We start from the raw sequence: 17,793 nt of genomic DNA on the forward strand, positions 1-17,793 counted from the left end.
GGAACGATCAAGAGGATCAAGAGGATCAAGAAGCGAGGAAGACCGAGGAAGACCGAGGAAGACCGAGGAAGACCGAGGAAAGCCGAGGAAAGCCGAGGAAAGCCGAGGAGGGCGGCGGTCTCCTACCAGCCCACGGACAGGAACTTCGCCACGGGGGGACCGAACCGGTCGATGTCGACCAGGAAGGCGTCATGCCCTGCCGGTGAGTCAAGTGGCAGGAACTCGACATCGGCACCGCCGGCACCGAGGCCCTCGGCTATGGTGCGCTGCTGATGCCAGGGGAACAGGATGTCCGTCCGCGCACCCATCACCAGCGCCGATTCGACGCGTATGCGGGACAGCGCCTCAGCGGCCGTGCCGCCGCATGAATCCCCGAGATCGAACTGATCCATGCTGTGGCTGAGGTAGAGATAGCTGTTGGGGTCGAAACCGCGCACGAAGCGGTGTGCGTGGAATTCGAGATAGCCCTCTACCTTGAATTCCGGTTCGAATGGCGCCGGTTCCGCGGGCGCACGCCGTTCCGGTTCCATGCGGGCCCGGCCGAAACGGCTGTCCCACTCCTCGGCGGAGCGGTAGGTCATCATGCCGAGCTTCCGCGCCATGAGCATGCCCCGACGAGGGTAGTTCTCCTCGTCGTAGTGCCCCTGGTTCCAGTCCGGGTCGGAGCGGATCGCCTCGCGCTGCAAGGAGCGGACGGCGATCGAGAACGGCAGGGAGTGCACCGCTCCGCACATGTTGATGTGACTGCGTGCCAGACCCGGGTGCCGGGCCAGCAGGGCCAGCGCGCTCATCCCTCCCATGGAGGTGCCGATCACACAGGCCAGGCGCTCGAAGCCCAGAGCGCGCACCGTATAGGCCGCCGCGTCCGCGATGTCCTCCAGGGAGAGCTGCGGGAAGTCGAGCCGGTAGGGCTCGCGGGTGGCGGGGTTGACGGAGGCCGGCCCGGTCGATCCCTTGCAGCTGCCCAGCGAGTTGACGCAGATGACGTGCCAGCGGTCGGTGTCGATGGGCCTGCCGGGACCCACCATGCCCTCCCACCACCCGGGAGTGGCGTCACGCTCGTTCGACGCCGCGTGTGCGTCGGGCGAGAGGCCGGTGAGAATCAGGATGGCATTGTCGCGTGCCGCGTTCAGCTCACCGAAGGTTTCATATGCGATGCGGGCGCCGTACAGCACGCCACCGCGCTTCATGGCAAAACCGGCCGGAAGGTCGACGAACCGGGTTTCCGGGCGGATGGATTCTCTCATTAACCTAGTCCCGCCTGAGGGATCGCGAAGGGCCTACTGGCCCGGGGTCGCGCCGGACGCGGCGTCGAGCGAGCCCAGCCAGTCGTCGTCCGAGCCCTCGTTCATGCCGTCGAACAGGAAGGTGGACAGGTAGCGCTCACCCGTGTCCGGCAGCATGGCCAGCAGCACCGAGCCCGCGGGCGCGTTCTCCGCCACACGCAGCGCCGTCGCCAGGGTGGCACCGGCGGAGATGCCGGCGAAGATGCCCTCCTCCACCGCGAGACGGCGAGCGGTGTCCCGCGCCACCACCTCATCGGCGGTCAGCAGGTCGTCGATGACGCTCCGGTCGAGGACGCCCGGGACGAAATTGGGGGCCAGCCCCTGGATCTGGTGGGTGTTCCACTCCTGACCGGCCAGTACGGCTGCCTTGTCCGGTTCGAAGGCGACGACGCGTACGTCGGGCCGTGCCCGCTTCAGCATCTGCCCGACGCCGGTGAGGGTCCCGCTGGTGCCGAACCCGGTGACGAAGTAGTCCAGGCGCTTCCCGGCGAAATCGCTCAGGATCTCCGCGGCGGTGGTCTCCCGGTGGTAGGCGGGATTGGCCGGGTTCTCGAACTGCCTGGCCCGGAACCAGCCGTGCTTCTCGGCCAGCTCGTCGGCGATCCGGTTCCCGCCCTTGCTGCCCTCGGAGCCCGGGAACAGGATGACCTTGCCGCCGTAGGCGCGGATCAGCTTGCGGCGTTCCACCGAATAGGTGTCGCCCATGACCGCCACGAACTGGTAGCCGCGCGCCGCCGAGACCATCGCCAGAGCGATCCCGACATTCCCCGACGTGCACTCGACGATGGTGTCGCCGGGCTTGAGAAGGCCCTTCGCCTCGGCGTCGAGAATGATGGAGAGCGCGAGACGGTCCTTCACCGAGCCACCGGGATTGAACGACTCCACCTTGACGTAGACCGAGGTGTGTTCCGGCGCCATCCGGTGCAGCTTGACGATGGGCGTACGCCCCACGGTGTCCAGGATGCTGTTATAGAGCGGCATAGGGGATCTTTCCTTCGTAAACGAATGCGGCCGGTCCGGCCATGTGTATCTGTGCGGTGTCGTCAGGCCAGTGGATCCGCAAGGTGCCGCCGGGCAGGGAGACCGAGACATCGCGGTCGATGCGGCCTCGCCGCATCAGGACGGCCGCGGCGGCGCACGCCCCGCTGCCGCAGGCGAGGGTCTCGCCGGCGCCGTACTCATGGACGCGCAGGCGGAGACGGTCGCGCGAGACGACCTGGACGAAGCCCACGTTGACGGTCGGTGGCAGGACCGCCGAGCCGCGCAGAGCCGGACCCACCTCGGCGACGGGCGCGCTGTCCACGTCGTCGACCTCGATGACCGCGTGCGGATTTCCCGTCGAGACGGCCGAGAAACGCAGCGGCCGAGCCCACCCCAGGTCGGCTTCGTACACCTCCTCCTCGTCCTCATAGCCCGCAAGAGGAATGGCCGCCGGGGAGAACTGGGGCACGCCCATGGCGATGCGCATGGTGTGCGGGTCGAGCACCTCCACGGCATGGGAGCCGGACGGGCTGTCCAACACGAACCGGGGCCCCTGCGCCAGGCCGGAGCGCACGAGCCAGGCCGCCACGCAACGGGCACCGTTTCCGCACTGCCGCGAGGGCGAGCCGTCGGCTGTCCAGATGCCGTACGACGCGACCGCTTCGGCGCTGCGCGGAGCTCCGACCCCGAGAATCATGTCGCAGCCGACACCGGTGTGGCGGTCGGCCAGCGCACGGCACCATTCCGGTGAGGGCGCCGGTGCGTCACGCAGATCGAGAAGAATGATGTCGTTTCCGGCACCGTGCATCTTGCTGAAGTGCAGAGCGGGCGACGGCTCGAACGGGCTCGTCCTCATCGGGGGTCAGTCGCGTGCGGCGGCGGCGTCGAAGACGGGCGCGACCATGTCGAGGATGATGGAAACCGCTTCTTCGCTGCTTTCGTCGTCCATCGGGGCGTTGAACTCCGCCAGTTCGACCCCGGCGAGCTGCGACAGCGGGATCGCTTCGAAGATGGCGCGGATCTGCGACGGCAGCATGCCATCCGGAACGGTGTAGTCGGCCGGTACCGAACCGGGTTCGAGTACGTCCCAGTCGATGTGGATCCACACGGGCGCCCCGCCGACCGCCTTCAGGACGTTCTCCGCCGTGGCCTCCTTCGGCGGTATGACCCGGACGCCCGCCGTCCGCAGCAGTTCACGCTCGCCCGCGTCGATGTCGCGCGACCCGACCAGAACCGCCTGCTTCGGGTTGAGTCCGCCGCCGTGGCCGCTGTCCCAGAGCCCGCACGCACCCGAGAGCACCATGCCGCCCAGGTAGCCCGTGTCGGTGGTGTCGGGCGTGTTGAAGTCACCGTGCCCGTCGATGTAGAGGACGACGGCCTCGGGGGTCTTACGGGCGATGACCGGCAGGGTCGCCAGACTCGCTGAGCAGGTGTTCGAGACCAGGACCGGCAGCCTGTCGTCCTCGATGCTCGAAGTGACCGCCCGGGCGAGGCCGTCGAGCGTCTCCTTGGCCTGCGGAAGGCTGTCGCGCCAGTCGTCCTGGGCGGGCGGAGCGGGCGTTCCGATGAATTCGCCCTTGAGTCCGTAGCGCTGTTCCATTTCCCGTGCGAGGCGCGCCGCGCCCTCGATCATGCGCGGAACTCTGTCCGCTACGCGCCCCTGGGAAACAATAAGGTCGATCATCGCTGAACCTCTTTACGTGTGGAGGGATGTGCAGGACCCGGCCATTGCCGGGAGCGTGACCCGGGGGGTCAGGCGCCCCGGAACTTGAAAGGACACTCGTCCGACCGCGGGGCGTTCTCCTCGATGAGGCCGTACTGGTACCACTCGAGTGCGCCGGCGCCGTACGAACCCAGTTGCATCGCGTGCGGCATGGAGTCGTAGCGGGCGATCCGGTTGCGGATGTTGGCGCGGACCTTGCGTCCGCTCGGTGTCTCACCGGCGAATACGTCGAAGCGTTCGCGCGGGTTGACGATGAGGAAGAAGTACTCGCCCAGGTTGCGGCTCCGGCGTGCCGTGTGCGCCGGGCTGCTCATGTTGCAGAAGAGGGGCATCGAATCGAAGCACATGGACCAGCCGTCGGCGTCCGGGTCCTTTCCGACCTCGTCCGGCCACGGGCCCGGGTCCAGGTCGTGCAGCTCCTGGAGTACCTTCCAGCCGAAGGCGTGGTATTCCTCGACGGTCTGTGCCTTTACGGCGTCCTGTGAGAATGCGACTGCCAGGGGATAGGCGGTGTCCAGTTGGCCGTCCCACTCCCTGGAGATTTCAACGTACTCCTTGAGGCCGGCCGCCAGGTGCTCCAGGCCGCTTCGCTCGCTGTTCTCCACGAAGATGAACCTCAGGAGCTTCTTGCGGAATGCGTTCCGTGAGAATACGCAGGGGAATCCGGAATCGGTCAACCGGTCGGCGATGTCTTCGAAGGCCGCACGGTGCCAACCGGTCGCCCTTTCGCTGACATGCGTGTGTGTGATGAGTTTGGTGTTCTTTTCCGACTCACTCAACTGAGGCTTCCATTCCTCGATGGCTATCGCTTCAGGCGCCTCCGGCGGATTGCCCTGAGCGCGCCAAGGATGAGATCTCGGGGTGAATGGCTGTGAGATACGACGTCCAGTGACCCGGGCTGTACCAGCCGAGCGAGACAGCGAAGGAGAAGCAGGCGAGAGTGCGATACGTCGCCTGATCACGGTGGTTCCTCGGCCTACGCTCTGAGGAACGCTGGGAAATTAGTTCCGGATCCGATGGGCTGTCAAGGTAATCCTGACCCCCTCACCGGCAGGATGCTGCCCAACGATGATCATGCATGTCAAGGCTTTGCGCCTGCCGCCCGGCAAGGGAGCGCGGGGCGCCCAACCGGCAAATGTTTGCCGGTTGTTGCGGTGGTAGAACGGCAAACAGTTGCCTCTTGACGAGCGATGTTGATCATTGGCAGCATCCCTTCGGCGCGCAGGTCGGCCGGACCCTCCGCAGCTCAAATGGCTTGTGGTGGGAAATCTGGTTTCTTGCTTGCTTCATGCATGGGGGGCAATTAGGCCGGTCATTTCTTGTGGCTTCTTCCGGTTCGATGGCGAACGTAGAAGCCAGTTATTTCTGTTGACGTCGCTGACATCCGACTCCGGTCTGATACCTCACACGAACACCTTGAGGACAGTAGAAGCATGAAGAAGCCACAGGGCGCAGCCGCCCAAGGCGGTTACAAGCGCAGCCTCGGCACCCGCCAGATGCAGATGATCGCGATCGGCGGAACGATCGGCACGGGACTCTTCCTGGGGGCCGGCACCGCTATTTCCCAGGCAGGTTCGAGCCTGATCATCTGGTACGCCATCGCGGGCGCCGTGCTCTTCCTCGTGGTCCGGGCCCTCGGCGAACTCCTGTTGTACCGCCGGGTGACCGGGAGCTTCGCCGACTACGCGCGTGAGTTCCTCGGGCCCTTCTGGGGATATGCCACGGCCTGGACGTACTGGATCATGTGGGTGACCACGGGGATGGCGGAGATCACCGCGGCCGGCCAGTTCGTGCACTACTGGGCGCCCGGCTTCGACCAGTGGAAGACCGCCCTCATCGCCCTGGTGGTCCTCGCGGGCGCCAACCTGATCTCGGTCAAGGTCTTCGGCGAGCTGGAGTTCTGGTTCGCCATGATCAAGGTCACCGCCATCCTCGGCATGATCCTGATCGGCCTGGGCGTACTGACCCTCGGCTTCAGCGACGCGGGGGACACCGCTTCCGTCACCCACCTGTGGGCGGACGGCGGGATCGCCCCCCACGGGGCGTGGAACTCCCTGATGACCCTTCAGATCGTGCTCTTCGCCTATCTGGGCGTCGAACTGGTGGGTGTCACCGCCGGCGAGACCAAGGACCCCGAGAAGAACATCCCCCGGGCCATCAACACGCTGCCGATCCGGTTCGGTCTGTTCTACCTGGGCTCGCTGCTCGTCATCCTCTCCGTGGTGAGCTGGAGTGAGTTCCAGCCCGGCACCAGCCCCTTCGTGGCGGCGTTCGCCAAGATCGGCATCCCCGCTGCCGCCGGCATCGTCAATTTCGTAGTCCTCACCTCGGCGCTCTCCTCGTGCAACGCCGGAGGCCTCTACGCCACCGCCCGCATGCTGCGCACCGCGGCCCTGAACGGCCACGCCCCCCGTGGGCTGGCCCGGCTCAGCGAGCAAGGCGTTCCCCGGGCGGCACTGGCGGTCTCCTCGGCCGTCATGGCACTGGGTGTCGGCGTGAACGCCCTCGACCCGGAGCACGCCTTCCTCTACATCACGAGCGTCTCCACCGGCGGAGCCATCCTCGTGTGGAGCATCATCCTCGTCACGCACATGCGCTACCGCCGTGCCGTGAACGAAGGACGCGTGGCCGCGTCCCCGTACCGCATGCCGGGCGCCCCGTACACCAACTGGCTCGCCCTCGCGTGCTTCGCCTTCGTCACGGTGCTGATCAGCTGGAACTCCGACACCCGCCTGGCCCTGTACGTCATGGGCGTGTGGGTGGTGCTCCTCGTCGTCGGCTACGCGGTCCTCCGCGCCCGGCGCACGGACACGCCGGACGAGCCCGGTACCGCCGAGGCCCTGCCCGCGGACCTGACCACCAGCGCACCACAGAACTGACCTCCGCCCGGCCTGCGTCGGCCTCCCGTCGATCGGAAGTGACCCCCGACATGTTGATAACGTCCGTAGAAATCACGCCCATTGCCGTCCAGGACCCCCCGCTGCTCAATTCCGAGGGCGTCCACCAGACCCACGCGCTCAGGTCCGTCATCCAGGTGCGCACCGACGAGGGACTGACCGGACTCGGCGAGACCTACGGCGACGACCAGATGCTGGTCTGGCTTCGCGCGGTGGCACGGAAGCTGCCGGGCACGGACCCGTTCGCCACCAACCTGCTCATGGCCACCGTGACCGAGGTGATGGAGGAACTCGCCGGCGACAGCGCCAACGAGGTCCCGGTGGGCGCCGGCTATCCGATGGCGGGTGCGGCCTCCAGCAAGACGAAGGCCGCCGTCTTCTCCGCCTTCGAGGTCGCCTGCCTCGACATCCAGGGGAAGGCCCTCGGCCGCCCCCTGCACGATCTGCTCGGCGGCAAGGTCCGGGACGCCGTCCCGTACAGCGCCTACCTTTTCTACAAGTGGGCCGAGCACCCCGACGCCCCCTACCCGGCCGACTCGTGGGGGGAGGCCCTGACCCCTGACGCGATGGTGGCGCAGGCGCGGCGCATGGTGGAGACGTACGGATTCACCTCGCTGAAGCTCAAGGGCGGAGTGCTCCGCCCCGGCATCGAGATCGACACCGTCCTGGCGCTGCACGACGCCTTCCCCGACTACCCGATCCGTATCGACCCCAACGCGGCGTGGACCGTCGACGTGGCCGTCGAGGTCGGACAGCGGCTCGAAGGCGCCCTGGAATACCTGGAGGACCCGGTCGGGGGAACTCCGGCCATGGCGGAGGTCGCCCGCAAGGTGTCGATGCCGCTGGCGACCAACATGTGCGTCACCGCCTTCGAGGACATCCCCGAGGCCGTACGTGAGGGAGCGCCGCAGGTCATCCTCTCCGACCACCACTTCTGGGGCGGCATGCGCCAGTCGCAGGTGCTGGACGGGCTCTGCCAGACCTTCGGACTGTCCCTGTCGATGCACTCCAACACGCACCTGGGCATCAGCCTGGCGGCCATGACCCACTTCGGTGCGGTCTCCCGCAGCCTCGCGTACTCCTGCGATACGCACACCCCCTGGCAGACCGAGGAGATCATCGTGCCCGGCACGCTGGGCTTCGAGAACGGCGCGGTCCGCGTCCCCGACGGCCCGGGCCTCGGGGTGGAGCTGGACGAGGACGCCGTCGCCCGGCTGCACGAGCAGTGGGTGAAGTGCGGTGTCCGCACCCGCGACGACGTCACCCCGATGAAGGCCGTGCACCCCGAGTGGACGGGCGAGACGCCGAGGTTCACCAGCCTCTGACCGGCCCCGGCCCGGGCGCGGGCGCGAGCTGACGACGAGCCGCAAGGCCGAACGACCCGATCACCGCGGAGGCAACCCTCCGCGACAGAGAGATGGCTGAGAATGCGTGTTACAGAGTCGATCGAGGACTTCTCCGAGCAGGAGCTGGACGAGATCGCCGCCGACTGTCTCTTCGGGAAGCAGTACCTCTCGTTCGTCGAGGAAGAGCACGGCTCCCGCGCCCGGGTGCTCTACTTCTCCACGCGGGACAGCAGCGGGAAGCTGACGGGGTTCACCACCGGGCACGTGTACCGCGAATCGATCCCGCTCACCTTCCACCTCGACGACTTCGCCGGTGCCGGCACCGCGGGGACGTTCGCACGGTGGACCTCGCATCTCGTCGTGGGCGTCCCGGTCAGGCTGCGTTCCCGCGTCTTCGCCACGCGGCCGTCGGCGATCGCGGACTTCCTGGAGGAGATCGTGGAGTGGGCCGGGCAGGCGGGGCTCGAAGCCGTCGTCCTGCCGTTCGTGCTCGGCTCGGACAAGAACCTCTGCGAGAGCCTGACCGAGGCAGGCTTCGCCTCCGCCTTCTACGAGGGAGACTTCTACCTCCCGGTCTCCGGCGGTGACATCGACGAGTTCCTCACCGCCGGTCTGCCCCGCGGCCCGCGCAAACGCTTCCGCAACGACATCAACCACTTCGAACTCAGCGGCCTCGAAGCGGTGGACATCGCGGAGCTGGGCCCGGACGCCGCCGTGCTCGCGGACCAGCACCGCGCCCTGATGGAGCGGTACGGCAGGCCGGCGGTGGAGTTCACCCGCGAGTCCTTCGAGCGCTTCGAACGGCAGGTGCGGGACCGCAGCTTCATCGGCGTGCGCTCCGGCCGGGACCTCATCGGCTATTCGATGAGCATGTACGGCCACGGCACGCTGCACGTCCTGCGCTACGGACGCGACGACGACGTGTCGGACGACTCCCGGATCTACATCAACGTGGGCTACGTCGAGCCCCTCAAGCGTGCCATCGAACTCGGCTGCGAACGGGTGCACTTCGGCAAATCGGCGCACCGGGTCAAGACACTCCGTGGCTGTCAGTACGAGGACGGCCTCGTCTACGCCCGCTTCCTGGACAAAGGCGTCCACGGCGAACTCGCCGAGACCTTCTCCCGTCTCGACCCGGCCAACCGCGAACGCTTCCACGCGCTCGTCGACGGCACTCCGCCGGACACGCCCTAGGGCGTGTCCGCAGAGTCCCGCCTGCGTCGCGACGCCCGCCCTGCGGGCGAACGACGGGACTATGCGGACACGCCCCAGCCGGCTCCGAGCGGGATCACGGCGAGGGGGCCGGCACCCGGTCGCGGATCGCCCCACGGTCCCCGCACAGCCACCATTCCGCATCCTCATCACGGGGGAAAGATGACGCAGAGCAGTCCCACCCTGCCGAGCAGGCGCAAGCGTGTCGGCATCATGGGTCTCGGTTACACCGGCCTGCCCATGGCGATCGGCTTCGCCGAGGCCGGCCATCCGGTCACCGGTTACGACATCGACGGCGACAAGCTCGCGGCGCTGCACGCGGGCAAGTCCTACCTCACCGACATCCCGGACGACAGCGTGGCCGCGACGTCCGGAACCCTCTCCGCGACCGGTAGCAGCGCGGACCTCGCGGAGACGGACGCGATCGTCGTCTGCGTCCCCACGCCGGTCGGGCCCGAGGGCGAACCCGACCTGAGCATCCTCCAGGGAGCCCTGGACACGCTGGCCGACCTGCTGCGGCCCGGGATGCTGGTCATCCTTCAGTCCACCGTCCCGCCGGGGACCACCGCCGCGGCGGCCGCGTTCCTCGCCGAGAAGTCGGGCCTCACCGCCGGAACCGACTTCTTCGTGGCCAACGCCCCCGAGCGGATCAATCCGGCCAACCGTGACGGCTGGACCCTGGCCAACACGCCCAAGCTGGTCGGCGGACTGAACGAGGAGAGCACGCGTCAGGCCCGGCAGCTGCTGGAATCGGTGTGCCAGACCGTCGTACCGGTGAAGACCCTGGAGATCGCCGAGACGGCCAAAGTCTTCGAGAACACCTTCCGGCTGGTCAACATCGCCCTCACCTACGACCTGGCCGACCTGTGCAAGAGCCTCGGCATCCCCGTCCGCGAGGTGATCGACGCCGCGGCGACGAAACCGTACGGCTTCCTCGCGCACCACCCCGGACCCGGCATCGGCGGCGAATGCATCGCCGTCGACCCGCTCTTCCTCAAGTCGGTGGCCGCGAAACACGGCCGCGAGGTCCCCCTGATCGACACGGCCCACCGGCGCATGCTGCACCGCCCCCAGCAGGTCGTCGACCGGACGGAACAACTCCTCAACGACGCCGGAAAGAAGCTGTACGGCAGCAAGGTCCTGATCGTCGGCGTCTCCTACAAACCCGAGGTGTCCGACACCCGCAACTCCCCGGCGCGGGACATCGCGAGGGAACTGCGGCGCCAAGGCGCCGAGGTCAGCTACGTGGACCCGTACGTCACCGAGTTCACCGCCGACGGCGAACCCGTGCCGCGCGTGGGATGGGAGCGCTCGGTCGTCCTGGAGCACGACTGCCTCGTACTGACCACGCTCCACGACGAGTTCACCCACCGCCCCCTGTGGTACGCCGCACCGCTGGTGCTTGACGCCTGGAACAGAGCGGTCGTGGGCGACGGGGTGTTTCACCTGTGAAGGTGCGCCATCCGGGCCGCCCCCCACTGGTGCCCGTGCTCGTGGGCTACGGCCGCGCCGGCCGTGACCTGCACCATCACAGCTTGCGGACCCTCGCCGAGGAGGGCGCCCTCGCCACCGGGCAGGTCCTCGTGGTGGATCCGGTACGCCGCGACGACCTGCCGCACGATGCCCGGTGGGCACCGGATCTCGCGGCCGCCGTCGCCGCGCTGCCTGAACCGGACCGCGGCGTGTTCCACCTGACCATGCCGGCCGGTCAACGCCTGCACGCCCTGCGACAGCTACTGGCCGCGGGCGCCCGGCGGTTCATCGTCGAGAAGCCCCTGGCACCGAGCGCGCACGAGGCGCGTCAACTGCTCGCGCTGGCCGACTCCGCGGGCGCCCAGCTCATTCCCATGAGCGTGTGGCCGTCGAGCGCGGTGACACAGGAGGTCGTCGGGATGCTGCGTGCCGGGCGCGTCGGACGGCCGCGCTCCCTGCGGATCGAGCAGCACAAGCCGCGCTTCCGGCGCGGCCTCGACGACGCCGCCCACAGCAGCGCCCTACAGATCGAGATGCCCCATCAAGTCCTGCTCGCGCTCTATTTGTGCGGCACGCCCTGTCGGCTGACGGCCGGCGACGTCTGGCCCCTGCCGCTGCCCGACGCCCTGGTACCGGCGCTCGGCGGGGCCCGGATCGGCCTCGTGCACGGCGGCCCCGAGGACGCAGAGGTCACCAGCACGCTGGTGAGCGACCTGACGTCACCGGTCCGTATGCGCCGCCTCCGGCTGACGGGGACCGAGGGCGAGATCGTGGCGCACTACCCCACGGGCGGGGACGACCCGTACGGCCAGCTCCAGGTAGTGGGCGAGGAGTCACGGCGCATCATCCCCGACGCCCCCCTGACACGGCTGATCGAGGACGCGTACCGGTTCCACCTGGGCGAAGGTCCGCGACCGCCGGGCACGGACCCGGCCCTGCACCTGGCCGCGATGGATCTGCTGGACGCCGCGAAGGCCGCGGCGCACGCCCGGGGCGCCGCCATGGAAACCCCTGTCCCGCACAGGTCGAGAGAGGCTGAATCATGCTGAAGGACCCGAGCATCCCGTTCTTTTCGGGTGCCGTCGGCCTGCACGAGGCACGCGAGGGGCTCGCCGCCCGAGTCCGGCGGATCGCGGAATCGGGCCGCTTCGTCGACGGCCCCGCCGTCGCCGAACTGGAGCAGGCCGTCAGCGCGTACACCGAAGCCCGGTACGCCGTCGCCTGCAACAACGCCTCCGACGCCCTGATCCTGATGATGAAGGCGGCGGGAATCGGTGCGGGCGACGAGGTGATCGTGCCGGCCTACACCTTCCTCGCCACCGCCTCCTGCGTCGTGCATGCGGGCGCCGAGCCGGTCTTCGCGGACGTGCTCCCCGATTCCTACGCCCTGGACCCCGACTCCGTCAGGGCGGCGATCGGCCCGAACACCAAGGCCATCATGGCTGTGCACCTCTTCCACCAGGCCGCGGACCTGCACACGCTTCGCGAGATCGCGTACGAGTACGGCCTCGACTTCTTCGAGGACAGCGCGGAAGCGATCGGGATGCGCGTCGGGGACACGCACGCCGGACTCTGGGGCCGCGCGGGCGTGCTCTCCTTCTTCCCCACCAAGACCCTGGGCGCTCTCGGCGACGCCGGGATGCTGATCACCGACGACGAGCAGCTGGCCCAGCGGGCAACACACCTCCGCCGGCCCGGCTCCGCAGGTCGGGGTGACGGGCACACGCTGACCGGCATGGACAGCCGCTGCGACGAACTCCAGGCCGCGGTGCTCCTCACCCGGCTCCGGAGCCTCGACGCGGACATCTCGCGCCGAGCCGAACTGTCCGAGCGCTACACCGCCCGACTCGCTCCGCTCGCCCCCGTCGTCACCACACCCGCACGGGCGGACGCGCGGGAACCGTCCAACCTCGTCTGGTACGTGTACCTGATCGAGACCGAGCGCCGGGACGAACTGGTCGGCTTCCTCCAGGAGAACGGCGTCGGCACGGAGACGTACTATCCGCGCCCGCTGACCGCCCAGCCCTGCTTCCAGGGCCGGCCCGGGACCAGGGTCCCCGTCCCCGTCCCCGTCGCCGAAGCCGCCGCCGAGCGGGCCCTGGCACTGCCGCTCTACCCCGACCTCACCGAGGCCCAGGTCGACAGGGTCTGTGACCTCGTGCACGAGTTCCACCGCGGAACCCGGCGATGACGAAGGCAACGACACCCACCGAGGAGAGAGCCATGTCCGTACCGCTGCACGGAACGGCCCAGCGGTACGCGCTGCTTGCCGACGACATCGTCGAGGTGGTCGAGGAGATCGCGGGCGGCGACGAGTTCATCCTGAAGTCCCGCGTCGCGGCGGTCGAGACCGGCCTCGCGGCCCGCCTCGGAGCGGCACACGCCGTGGCCTGTGCCAACACGACGGGCGGACTGCTCCTGGTGCTCCGCGCACTGGGCATCGGGCCCGGTGACGAGGTCCTGGTGCCCGCATGGGCGGAATGGCCGGTACTCAGCGCGGTGGGGTCGGCGGGGGCCCGCCCGGTGCTTGTCGACGTCGAAGAGGACGACGGCGCCCTCAACGCCGCTCTCGCCGAGAACGCCTGCTCCCCGGCCACGCGCGCAGTGCTGACCATCGCCGCGGGCCGCCCCCTGCTCGACCTGGCCGGCCGGCTCGGGGTCCCCGTGATCGAACTGCTCGGTACCCGGAGCGAGACGCGGGTGAGCCCGGTGGCCGACAACGTCACACGAGTCCTCGCCCTGCGGCCGGAAGGCGTGCTCGGCGGCATCGGCGACGCGGCCGTGATCCTCACCGATGACAGCCGCGTCAGCGAGCTGTGCCGTACGTTGCGCAACCACGGCCAGGACCTGCGGACCCGCTTCCTCTACCACCACATCGGCTACAACTCGCGCATGGACGAGCTGTGTGCCGCGTTCCTGCTGCGCCGCCTGCCGGAACTCGACCCCCTGCACGAGGAGCAGGCGTCGCTGGCCGGACGGTACGCCGACAGCCTCCGCCCGCTCCAGGACGTGCGGATCGTCTCCGAGGGCCGCAGCGCCGCCGCGGACGGATTCCTGATCCGTACCGCGCGAAGGGACGCGCTACAGCACCACCTCGCGGCGCGCTCCGTGGAAACGGCCCGCCCCCGGCCCGTCGCCCTGCACAGGGACCCGTCCGTACGGCAGCTCGCCGTGATCACGGGGGAGTACCCGGTCGCCGAGCGGCTCGCGGCCGAGACGCTGGTCCTGCCGCTGTACCCGGGGCTGTCCATGGAGACCGTCGGCCGGGTCGCGGACCTCGTCGCCGAGTTCGGCGCCACCCGATGAGCGGCGGGATCGGGAGCGGACGGCTCTGCGGTATCGGCGACGAGGCGGCCGCCGATCTCGCCGGGCAGATACGCGTCCACCGCGCGCTGGGATTCACGGGTCTGGAGCTGCGCACGGTCGACGGAGTGGGCCTTCACGACCTGCCCGAGGACACCGTGCGGGCCATGTCCGACCGGCTGGGTGAGGCCGGACTGGAGGTCCCCGTCCTGGACACACCGCTGGGAAGCTGGGCGGTCGACATCTCCGTCGACTTCACCGAGGAACTCGACCTGCTGGAGCGGGCCTTGCGGCGGGCCGAGCTGCTCGGCTGCTCCCGGCTGCGGGTGATGTCCTACCCCAACACCGATCTGGACGAGCCGCAGTGGCGGGCCGAGGCGCTGCGCCGCATGCGGGAACTGACCCGCAGGGCGGCCGACTCCGGTGCCGTACTGCTGCATGAGAACTGCCACGGCTGGGCGAGCCGCAGCGCGCCGCACACGGTCGAGCTGATCACCGAGGTCGACAGTCCCGCGCTGCGCCTGCTGTTCGACACGGGCAACGGGCTCGCTTACGGGTACGAAACGCTGCCGTTCCTCCGGGAAGTCCTGCCGTGGATCGACCACGTGCACATCAAGGACGGTGTCAGGGACGAAAAGGGCAACGCCGTGTTCGGCATGCCCGGCGAGGGCACGGCGAGTGTGCTCGACTGCGTACACACCTTGGAGGAGGCCGGCTACCAGGGGTGGTACAGCATCGAGCCGCACGTCGCGCTCATTCCCCATCTGGGGGTGACGGGCGAGCCGGACAAGCTGGCCTCGGCCTACAGCGCGTACGGCCGCCGGTTCCGGGAACTGGTCTCCCGCTCACGGGGCGGGCACACCCCCTTCCACGACGGCGGCCCCGCCGGGCCGGGCCTCGACCCGGTGTCCTTCACCGACCGCGACCTTGCCTGGCTCATGGAGCTGATGAGCGAGGACACGGTCTCTCCCCTCGAAGGCGGCGACCCGCTGGGCATCGTCCGTGCCCAGAGCGTCTTCGTCGCCGGGGCGGCCCGGCGCGGCCTGGCCCTCAGGCAACTCAGCTCCCCGCCGCCCGACTTCTTGGACCTGCCCGGCGTACCCGCCCAGGTGCGCACGGCACTCGCCGATGCGCCGGAACGCTTCCTCGACGCACAGCCCTCCGTGGTGGTCGGGATGGGAGAACCCCAGCCCCCCGAACGGCGCCTGGTGTTCAACTTCCACATGGACACCGTGGGCCCCCACGTTCCCCCGCGACTCGATGCCGGCACCCTGCACGGCAGGGGAGCGGTCGACGACAAGGGGCCGGGCGTCGCCGCGCTCCTGGGGGTCGCCGCCGCGTTCGCCCATGATCCGGCCCTCGCCGGGGACATCGAGGTCCAGATAGCCTGCGTGCCGGGCGAGGAGGGCGGCGCCATGGGGGTCTACGGGACCCGGTGGCTGGTGGAGTCCGGTGTCGTGGGCAGGCTCATGGTCTTCGCCGAACCCACCGACGGCCGTTCCCTCGACGCCTGTAGCGCCGCGATGACGCCGCGATGGACGGTCGCCGGCGCGGACAGCACCGACGATCACCCGTACGACGGGCACAACGCCACCGTCGCCCTGTCCCTGCTGGCCTGTTCCCTCACCGAACGGCTCGCGCCGCTGGCGGAGAAGCTCGGGGCGAAGCTCTGTGTCGCCGGGCTGCGGACGGGCACGTCGCACAACAGGGTGTACGGGTCCGGCCAGTTGCTGCTGAACATCGCCTACTACGACACCGCGGCGGCGGAGGAACTCGCCCTCGCCGTGGCGGAGACGGCCGTCGCCGCCGGAGATGACCTGCGGCGGCGCTTCCCCGACAATCCGGTGGTCCGCCGGCTGGCAGCGGACTGGAACAGCGTCGTACGGCTGGACTGGCTCAAGCGTGGCCTGCCACCCCTGTCGAACCGGGATCCGGTGATGGAAGGCGTCCTGGCCGCGGCCGGCCTGCCACGGCACGACGGGGTCGCGGACGGCACCGCCTTCACCTGCGACGCCATCTGGGCCGCGGGGCCGGGCCGGTACGTGGTCGCCTCGGGTCCGGGGACGCTGGACGGCAACGGCGCGCACACACCGGACGAACACGTCGATCTGAAGGACCTGGAAAGCTACGCGACCCGCTGCCGCGACCTCGTGCTGCGCTTCGGCGCCGAGGTGGGCCGGGAACGGCGGCAGGTCCCAGACTTGCGGAAGGAACCGTCTCGATGAAGCTCGGAATCATTGGTCTCGGCGCGATATCACCCTTCTTCATCGAGGCCGTCGAACGGTCCGGCGAAGTGACGCTCGCGGCCGTCTGTGACACGGCCTCGGCCAAGACCGAGCCGTTCGCCGCGCGAGGGGTGGCGGCCTTCGGCCGCTACCAGGACCTGCTGGCCGCGGGCGTCTGCGACGCCGTCGTCATCACCTTGCCCAATCACCTGCACGCCGAGGCGGCGGAAGCCGCGCTCGACGCCGGGCTCGCCGTCTGCTGCGAGAAGCCTCTCGCCGTCACCACGGCGGAGGCAGCGCGAATGACCCGTGCCGCACGTCGCAACAACGGTGTCCTCTTCACCGCCTTCCACCGCCGCTACAACACGAACCTGGTGGCGCTGAAGAAGCGGCTCCCCGACGACCCGGCCGAACTGTCCCGCGTCGTGGTCCGCTACCACGAGAACATCACCGAGCACATGGGCGGTGAGGGCTGGTACCTCCAGCCCGAGCAGTGCGGCGGCGGCTGCGTCATCGACAACGGCCCCAACGCGCTGGACGAGGCGCGCTTCCTCGTGGGCGACCTGGCCCTGACGGACGCGAGCATCGGTGACGTCCGCATGGGCGCGGAGTTCTGTGCCGAGCTGGACCTGCAAAGCGCCGACGGGGTTCCCGTACGGGTGGAGCTGGACTGGGCCCTGCACACCGGTGAGGTGAAGGACGTCACGGTCGAGCTGCGCGACGGCCAGGTGCTCCACGCGGACATGCTCGCTGGTTACGACGGCTTCAAGGCCTCGCTCAGCCACGAGTACGACGGCATCCTCGCCGACTTCCGCGGCGCGGTCGCCGCCGGGTCCGCCGCCTACCAGGACCCGGGCCCGGACATCGTCGCCCTCGTCGAGGAGGCGTACCGCGTCGGACGGGCGAAGCACACCAGGCTTCGCATGTCCTCCAAGAACCCGGTCTCCACCAAGGTGGTCCGGCTCCTGTTCCACGTCACCGAGAAGCGCGGCATGACCCTCTCCCCGTGGGGCTCCCGCGCCATCCCCGCCGGCCAGATCCACGAACTGGTGACCACGACCGACCGCCCCAGCGCCGAGGGCGACCGGGTGGACCGGGCGGGTTTCCTCGGCTTCGTCGAGTTCCAGGACCCGGCCATGCTCTGCCGGGGTGATGAGGTGTGGGTCCGTCAGGCCGGCCGGGCGGACCGCCTGATAGGCCGCCTCGCGGGGTTCGACGAGTGCCATTACCCGAACCACTACAACATCCTCATCGACTCCGACCGACTCTGGACCGCGGGCGACATCAGCCTCCAGCCGGGCGACGAGATCCGCTTCGTCGAAGGTCCGCAAGAAGAGATCGGCTGAG

The 17,793-nt window shown here is 69.1% G+C and carries 14 protein-coding genes; 9 read left to right on the top strand and 5 right to left on the bottom strand.

All coding sequences use genetic code 11. The annotated features are described in order from the left end of the window. Positions 1–122: 122 nt before the first annotated feature. The 5 genes from metX to CP975_RS27430 all read right to left on the bottom strand — a co-directional run bounded on the left by metX (position 123) and on the right by CP975_RS27430 (position 4,952). Complete coding sequence (gene metX, locus CP975_RS27410; RefSeq protein WP_055530565.1) at positions 123–1,247, bottom strand: homoserine O-acetyltransferase MetX; 1,125 nt, start codon at positions 1,245–1,247, stop codon at positions 123–125. Between the two features lie 33 nt (positions 1,248–1,280). After that, positions 1,281–2,267, bottom strand: a complete 987-nt coding sequence (cysK, locus tag CP975_RS27415) for a cysteine synthase A (protein WP_055530563.1) — start codon at positions 2,265–2,267, stop codon at positions 1,281–1,283. Continuing rightward, positions 2,254–3,123 (bottom strand): diaminopimelate epimerase, encoded by an 870-nt coding sequence (gene dapF / locus CP975_RS27420; RefSeq protein WP_055530561.1) that lies wholly within the window; start codon positions 3,121–3,123, stop codon positions 2,254–2,256. Before dapF ends, cysK begins: the two co-directional genes overlap by 14 nt. 6 nt (positions 3,124–3,129) lie before the next feature. Further along, complete coding sequence (locus CP975_RS27425; RefSeq protein ID WP_246201643.1) at positions 3,130–3,900, bottom strand: arginase family protein; 771 nt, start codon at positions 3,898–3,900, stop codon at positions 3,130–3,132. Positions 3,901–4,019: 119 nt separating this feature from the next. Then, on the bottom strand, positions 4,020–4,952 hold the full coding sequence (locus CP975_RS27430) for a YqcI/YcgG family protein (protein ID WP_213083948.1): 933 nt from the start codon (positions 4,950–4,952) through the stop codon (positions 4,020–4,022). A gap of 471 nt (positions 4,953–5,423) precedes the next feature. On the opposite strand from CP975_RS27430, the gene CP975_RS27435 reads away from it, so the two are divergent. From CP975_RS27435 to CP975_RS27480, 9 genes are all read left to right on the top strand, one after another. Then, the gene (locus CP975_RS27435) at positions 5,424–6,869 is read left to right on the top strand and encodes an amino acid permease (RefSeq protein ID WP_055530557.1); all 1,446 of its coding nucleotides are present in this window, start codon (positions 5,424–5,426) and stop codon (positions 6,867–6,869) included. A 50-nt stretch (positions 6,870–6,919) separates the two neighbouring features. Continuing rightward, on the top strand, positions 6,920–8,212 hold the full coding sequence (locus CP975_RS27440) for a glucarate dehydratase family protein (protein WP_055530555.1): 1,293 nt from the start codon (positions 6,920–6,922) through the stop codon (positions 8,210–8,212). 102 nt (positions 8,213–8,314) lie between these two features. Continuing rightward, a complete protein-coding gene (locus CP975_RS27445; protein ID WP_055530553.1) occupies positions 8,315–9,427 on the top strand; it encodes a GNAT family N-acetyltransferase in 1,113 nt (370 codons plus the stop codon). Between the two features lie 180 nt (positions 9,428–9,607). After that, complete coding sequence (locus CP975_RS27450; RefSeq protein ID WP_055530551.1) at positions 9,608–10,897, top strand: nucleotide sugar dehydrogenase; 1,290 nt, start codon at positions 9,608–9,610, stop codon at positions 10,895–10,897. Then, complete coding sequence (locus CP975_RS27455; protein WP_055530549.1) at positions 10,894–11,967, top strand: Gfo/Idh/MocA family oxidoreductase; 1,074 nt, start codon at positions 10,894–10,896, stop codon at positions 11,965–11,967. The genes CP975_RS27450 and CP975_RS27455 overlap by 4 nt, the downstream gene beginning before the upstream one ends. Then, positions 11,961–13,109, top strand: coding sequence for a DegT/DnrJ/EryC1/StrS family aminotransferase (locus CP975_RS27460; protein WP_070321203.1), 1,149 nt, complete (start codon positions 11,961–11,963; stop codon positions 13,107–13,109). The genes CP975_RS27455 and CP975_RS27460 overlap by 7 nt, the downstream gene beginning before the upstream one ends. Further along, entirely contained in the window at positions 13,106–14,224 is a 1,119-nt protein-coding gene (locus CP975_RS27465; protein ID WP_150477453.1) for a DegT/DnrJ/EryC1/StrS family aminotransferase, read from the top strand. The genes CP975_RS27460 and CP975_RS27465 overlap by 4 nt, the downstream gene beginning before the upstream one ends. Next, entirely contained in the window at positions 14,221–16,446 is a 2,226-nt protein-coding gene (locus CP975_RS35430) for a M20/M25/M40 family metallo-hydrolase (RefSeq protein WP_199782970.1), read from the top strand. Before CP975_RS27465 ends, CP975_RS35430 begins: the two co-directional genes overlap by 4 nt. Next, positions 16,443–17,792: a Gfo/Idh/MocA family protein gene (locus tag CP975_RS27480; RefSeq protein WP_055530545.1), complete on the top strand. Its 1,350-nt coding sequence runs from the start codon at positions 16,443–16,445 to the stop codon at positions 17,790–17,792. Before CP975_RS35430 ends, CP975_RS27480 begins: the two co-directional genes overlap by 4 nt. The last annotated feature ends 1 nt before the right edge of the window (position 17,793 follow it).

This window comes from Streptomyces alboniger (genome assembly GCF_008704395.1).
GTDB lineage: Bacteria > Actinomycetota > Actinomycetes > Streptomycetales > Streptomycetaceae > Streptomyces > Streptomyces alboniger.

What these genes read in the sequence shown, in the direction of transcription:
- metX (WP_055530565.1), bottom strand. Translation starts at nt 1,247, where the DNA reads ATGAGAGAATCCATCCGCCCGGAAACCCGGTTCGTCGACCTTCCGGCC.
- cysK (WP_055530563.1), bottom strand. Translation starts at nt 2,267, where the DNA reads ATGCCGCTCTATAACAGCATCCTGGACACCGTGGGGCGTACGCCCATC.
- dapF (WP_055530561.1), bottom strand. Translation starts at nt 3,123, where the DNA reads ATGAGGACGAGCCCGTTCGAGCCGTCGCCCGCTCTGCACTTCAGCAAG.
- CP975_RS27425 (WP_246201643.1), bottom strand. Translation starts at nt 3,900, where the DNA reads ATGATCGAGGGCGCGGCGCGCCTCGCACGGGAAATGGAACAGCGCTAC.
- CP975_RS27435 (WP_055530557.1), top strand. Translation starts at nt 5,424, where the DNA reads ATGAAGAAGCCACAGGGCGCAGCCGCCCAAGGCGGTTACAAGCGCAGC.
- CP975_RS27440 (WP_055530555.1), top strand. Translation starts at nt 6,920, where the DNA reads ATGTTGATAACGTCCGTAGAAATCACGCCCATTGCCGTCCAGGACCCC.
- CP975_RS27445 (WP_055530553.1), top strand. Translation starts at nt 8,315, where the DNA reads ATGCGTGTTACAGAGTCGATCGAGGACTTCTCCGAGCAGGAGCTGGAC.
- CP975_RS27450 (WP_055530551.1), top strand. Translation starts at nt 9,608, where the DNA reads ATGACGCAGAGCAGTCCCACCCTGCCGAGCAGGCGCAAGCGTGTCGGC.
- CP975_RS27460 (WP_070321203.1), top strand. Translation starts at nt 11,961, where the DNA reads ATGCTGAAGGACCCGAGCATCCCGTTCTTTTCGGGTGCCGTCGGCCTG.
- CP975_RS27465 (WP_150477453.1), top strand. Translation starts at nt 13,106, where the DNA reads ATGACGAAGGCAACGACACCCACCGAGGAGAGAGCCATGTCCGTACCG.
- CP975_RS35430 (WP_199782970.1), top strand. Translation starts at nt 14,221, where the DNA reads ATGAGCGGCGGGATCGGGAGCGGACGGCTCTGCGGTATCGGCGACGAG.
- CP975_RS27480 (WP_055530545.1), top strand. Translation starts at nt 16,443, where the DNA reads ATGAAGCTCGGAATCATTGGTCTCGGCGCGATATCACCCTTCTTCATC.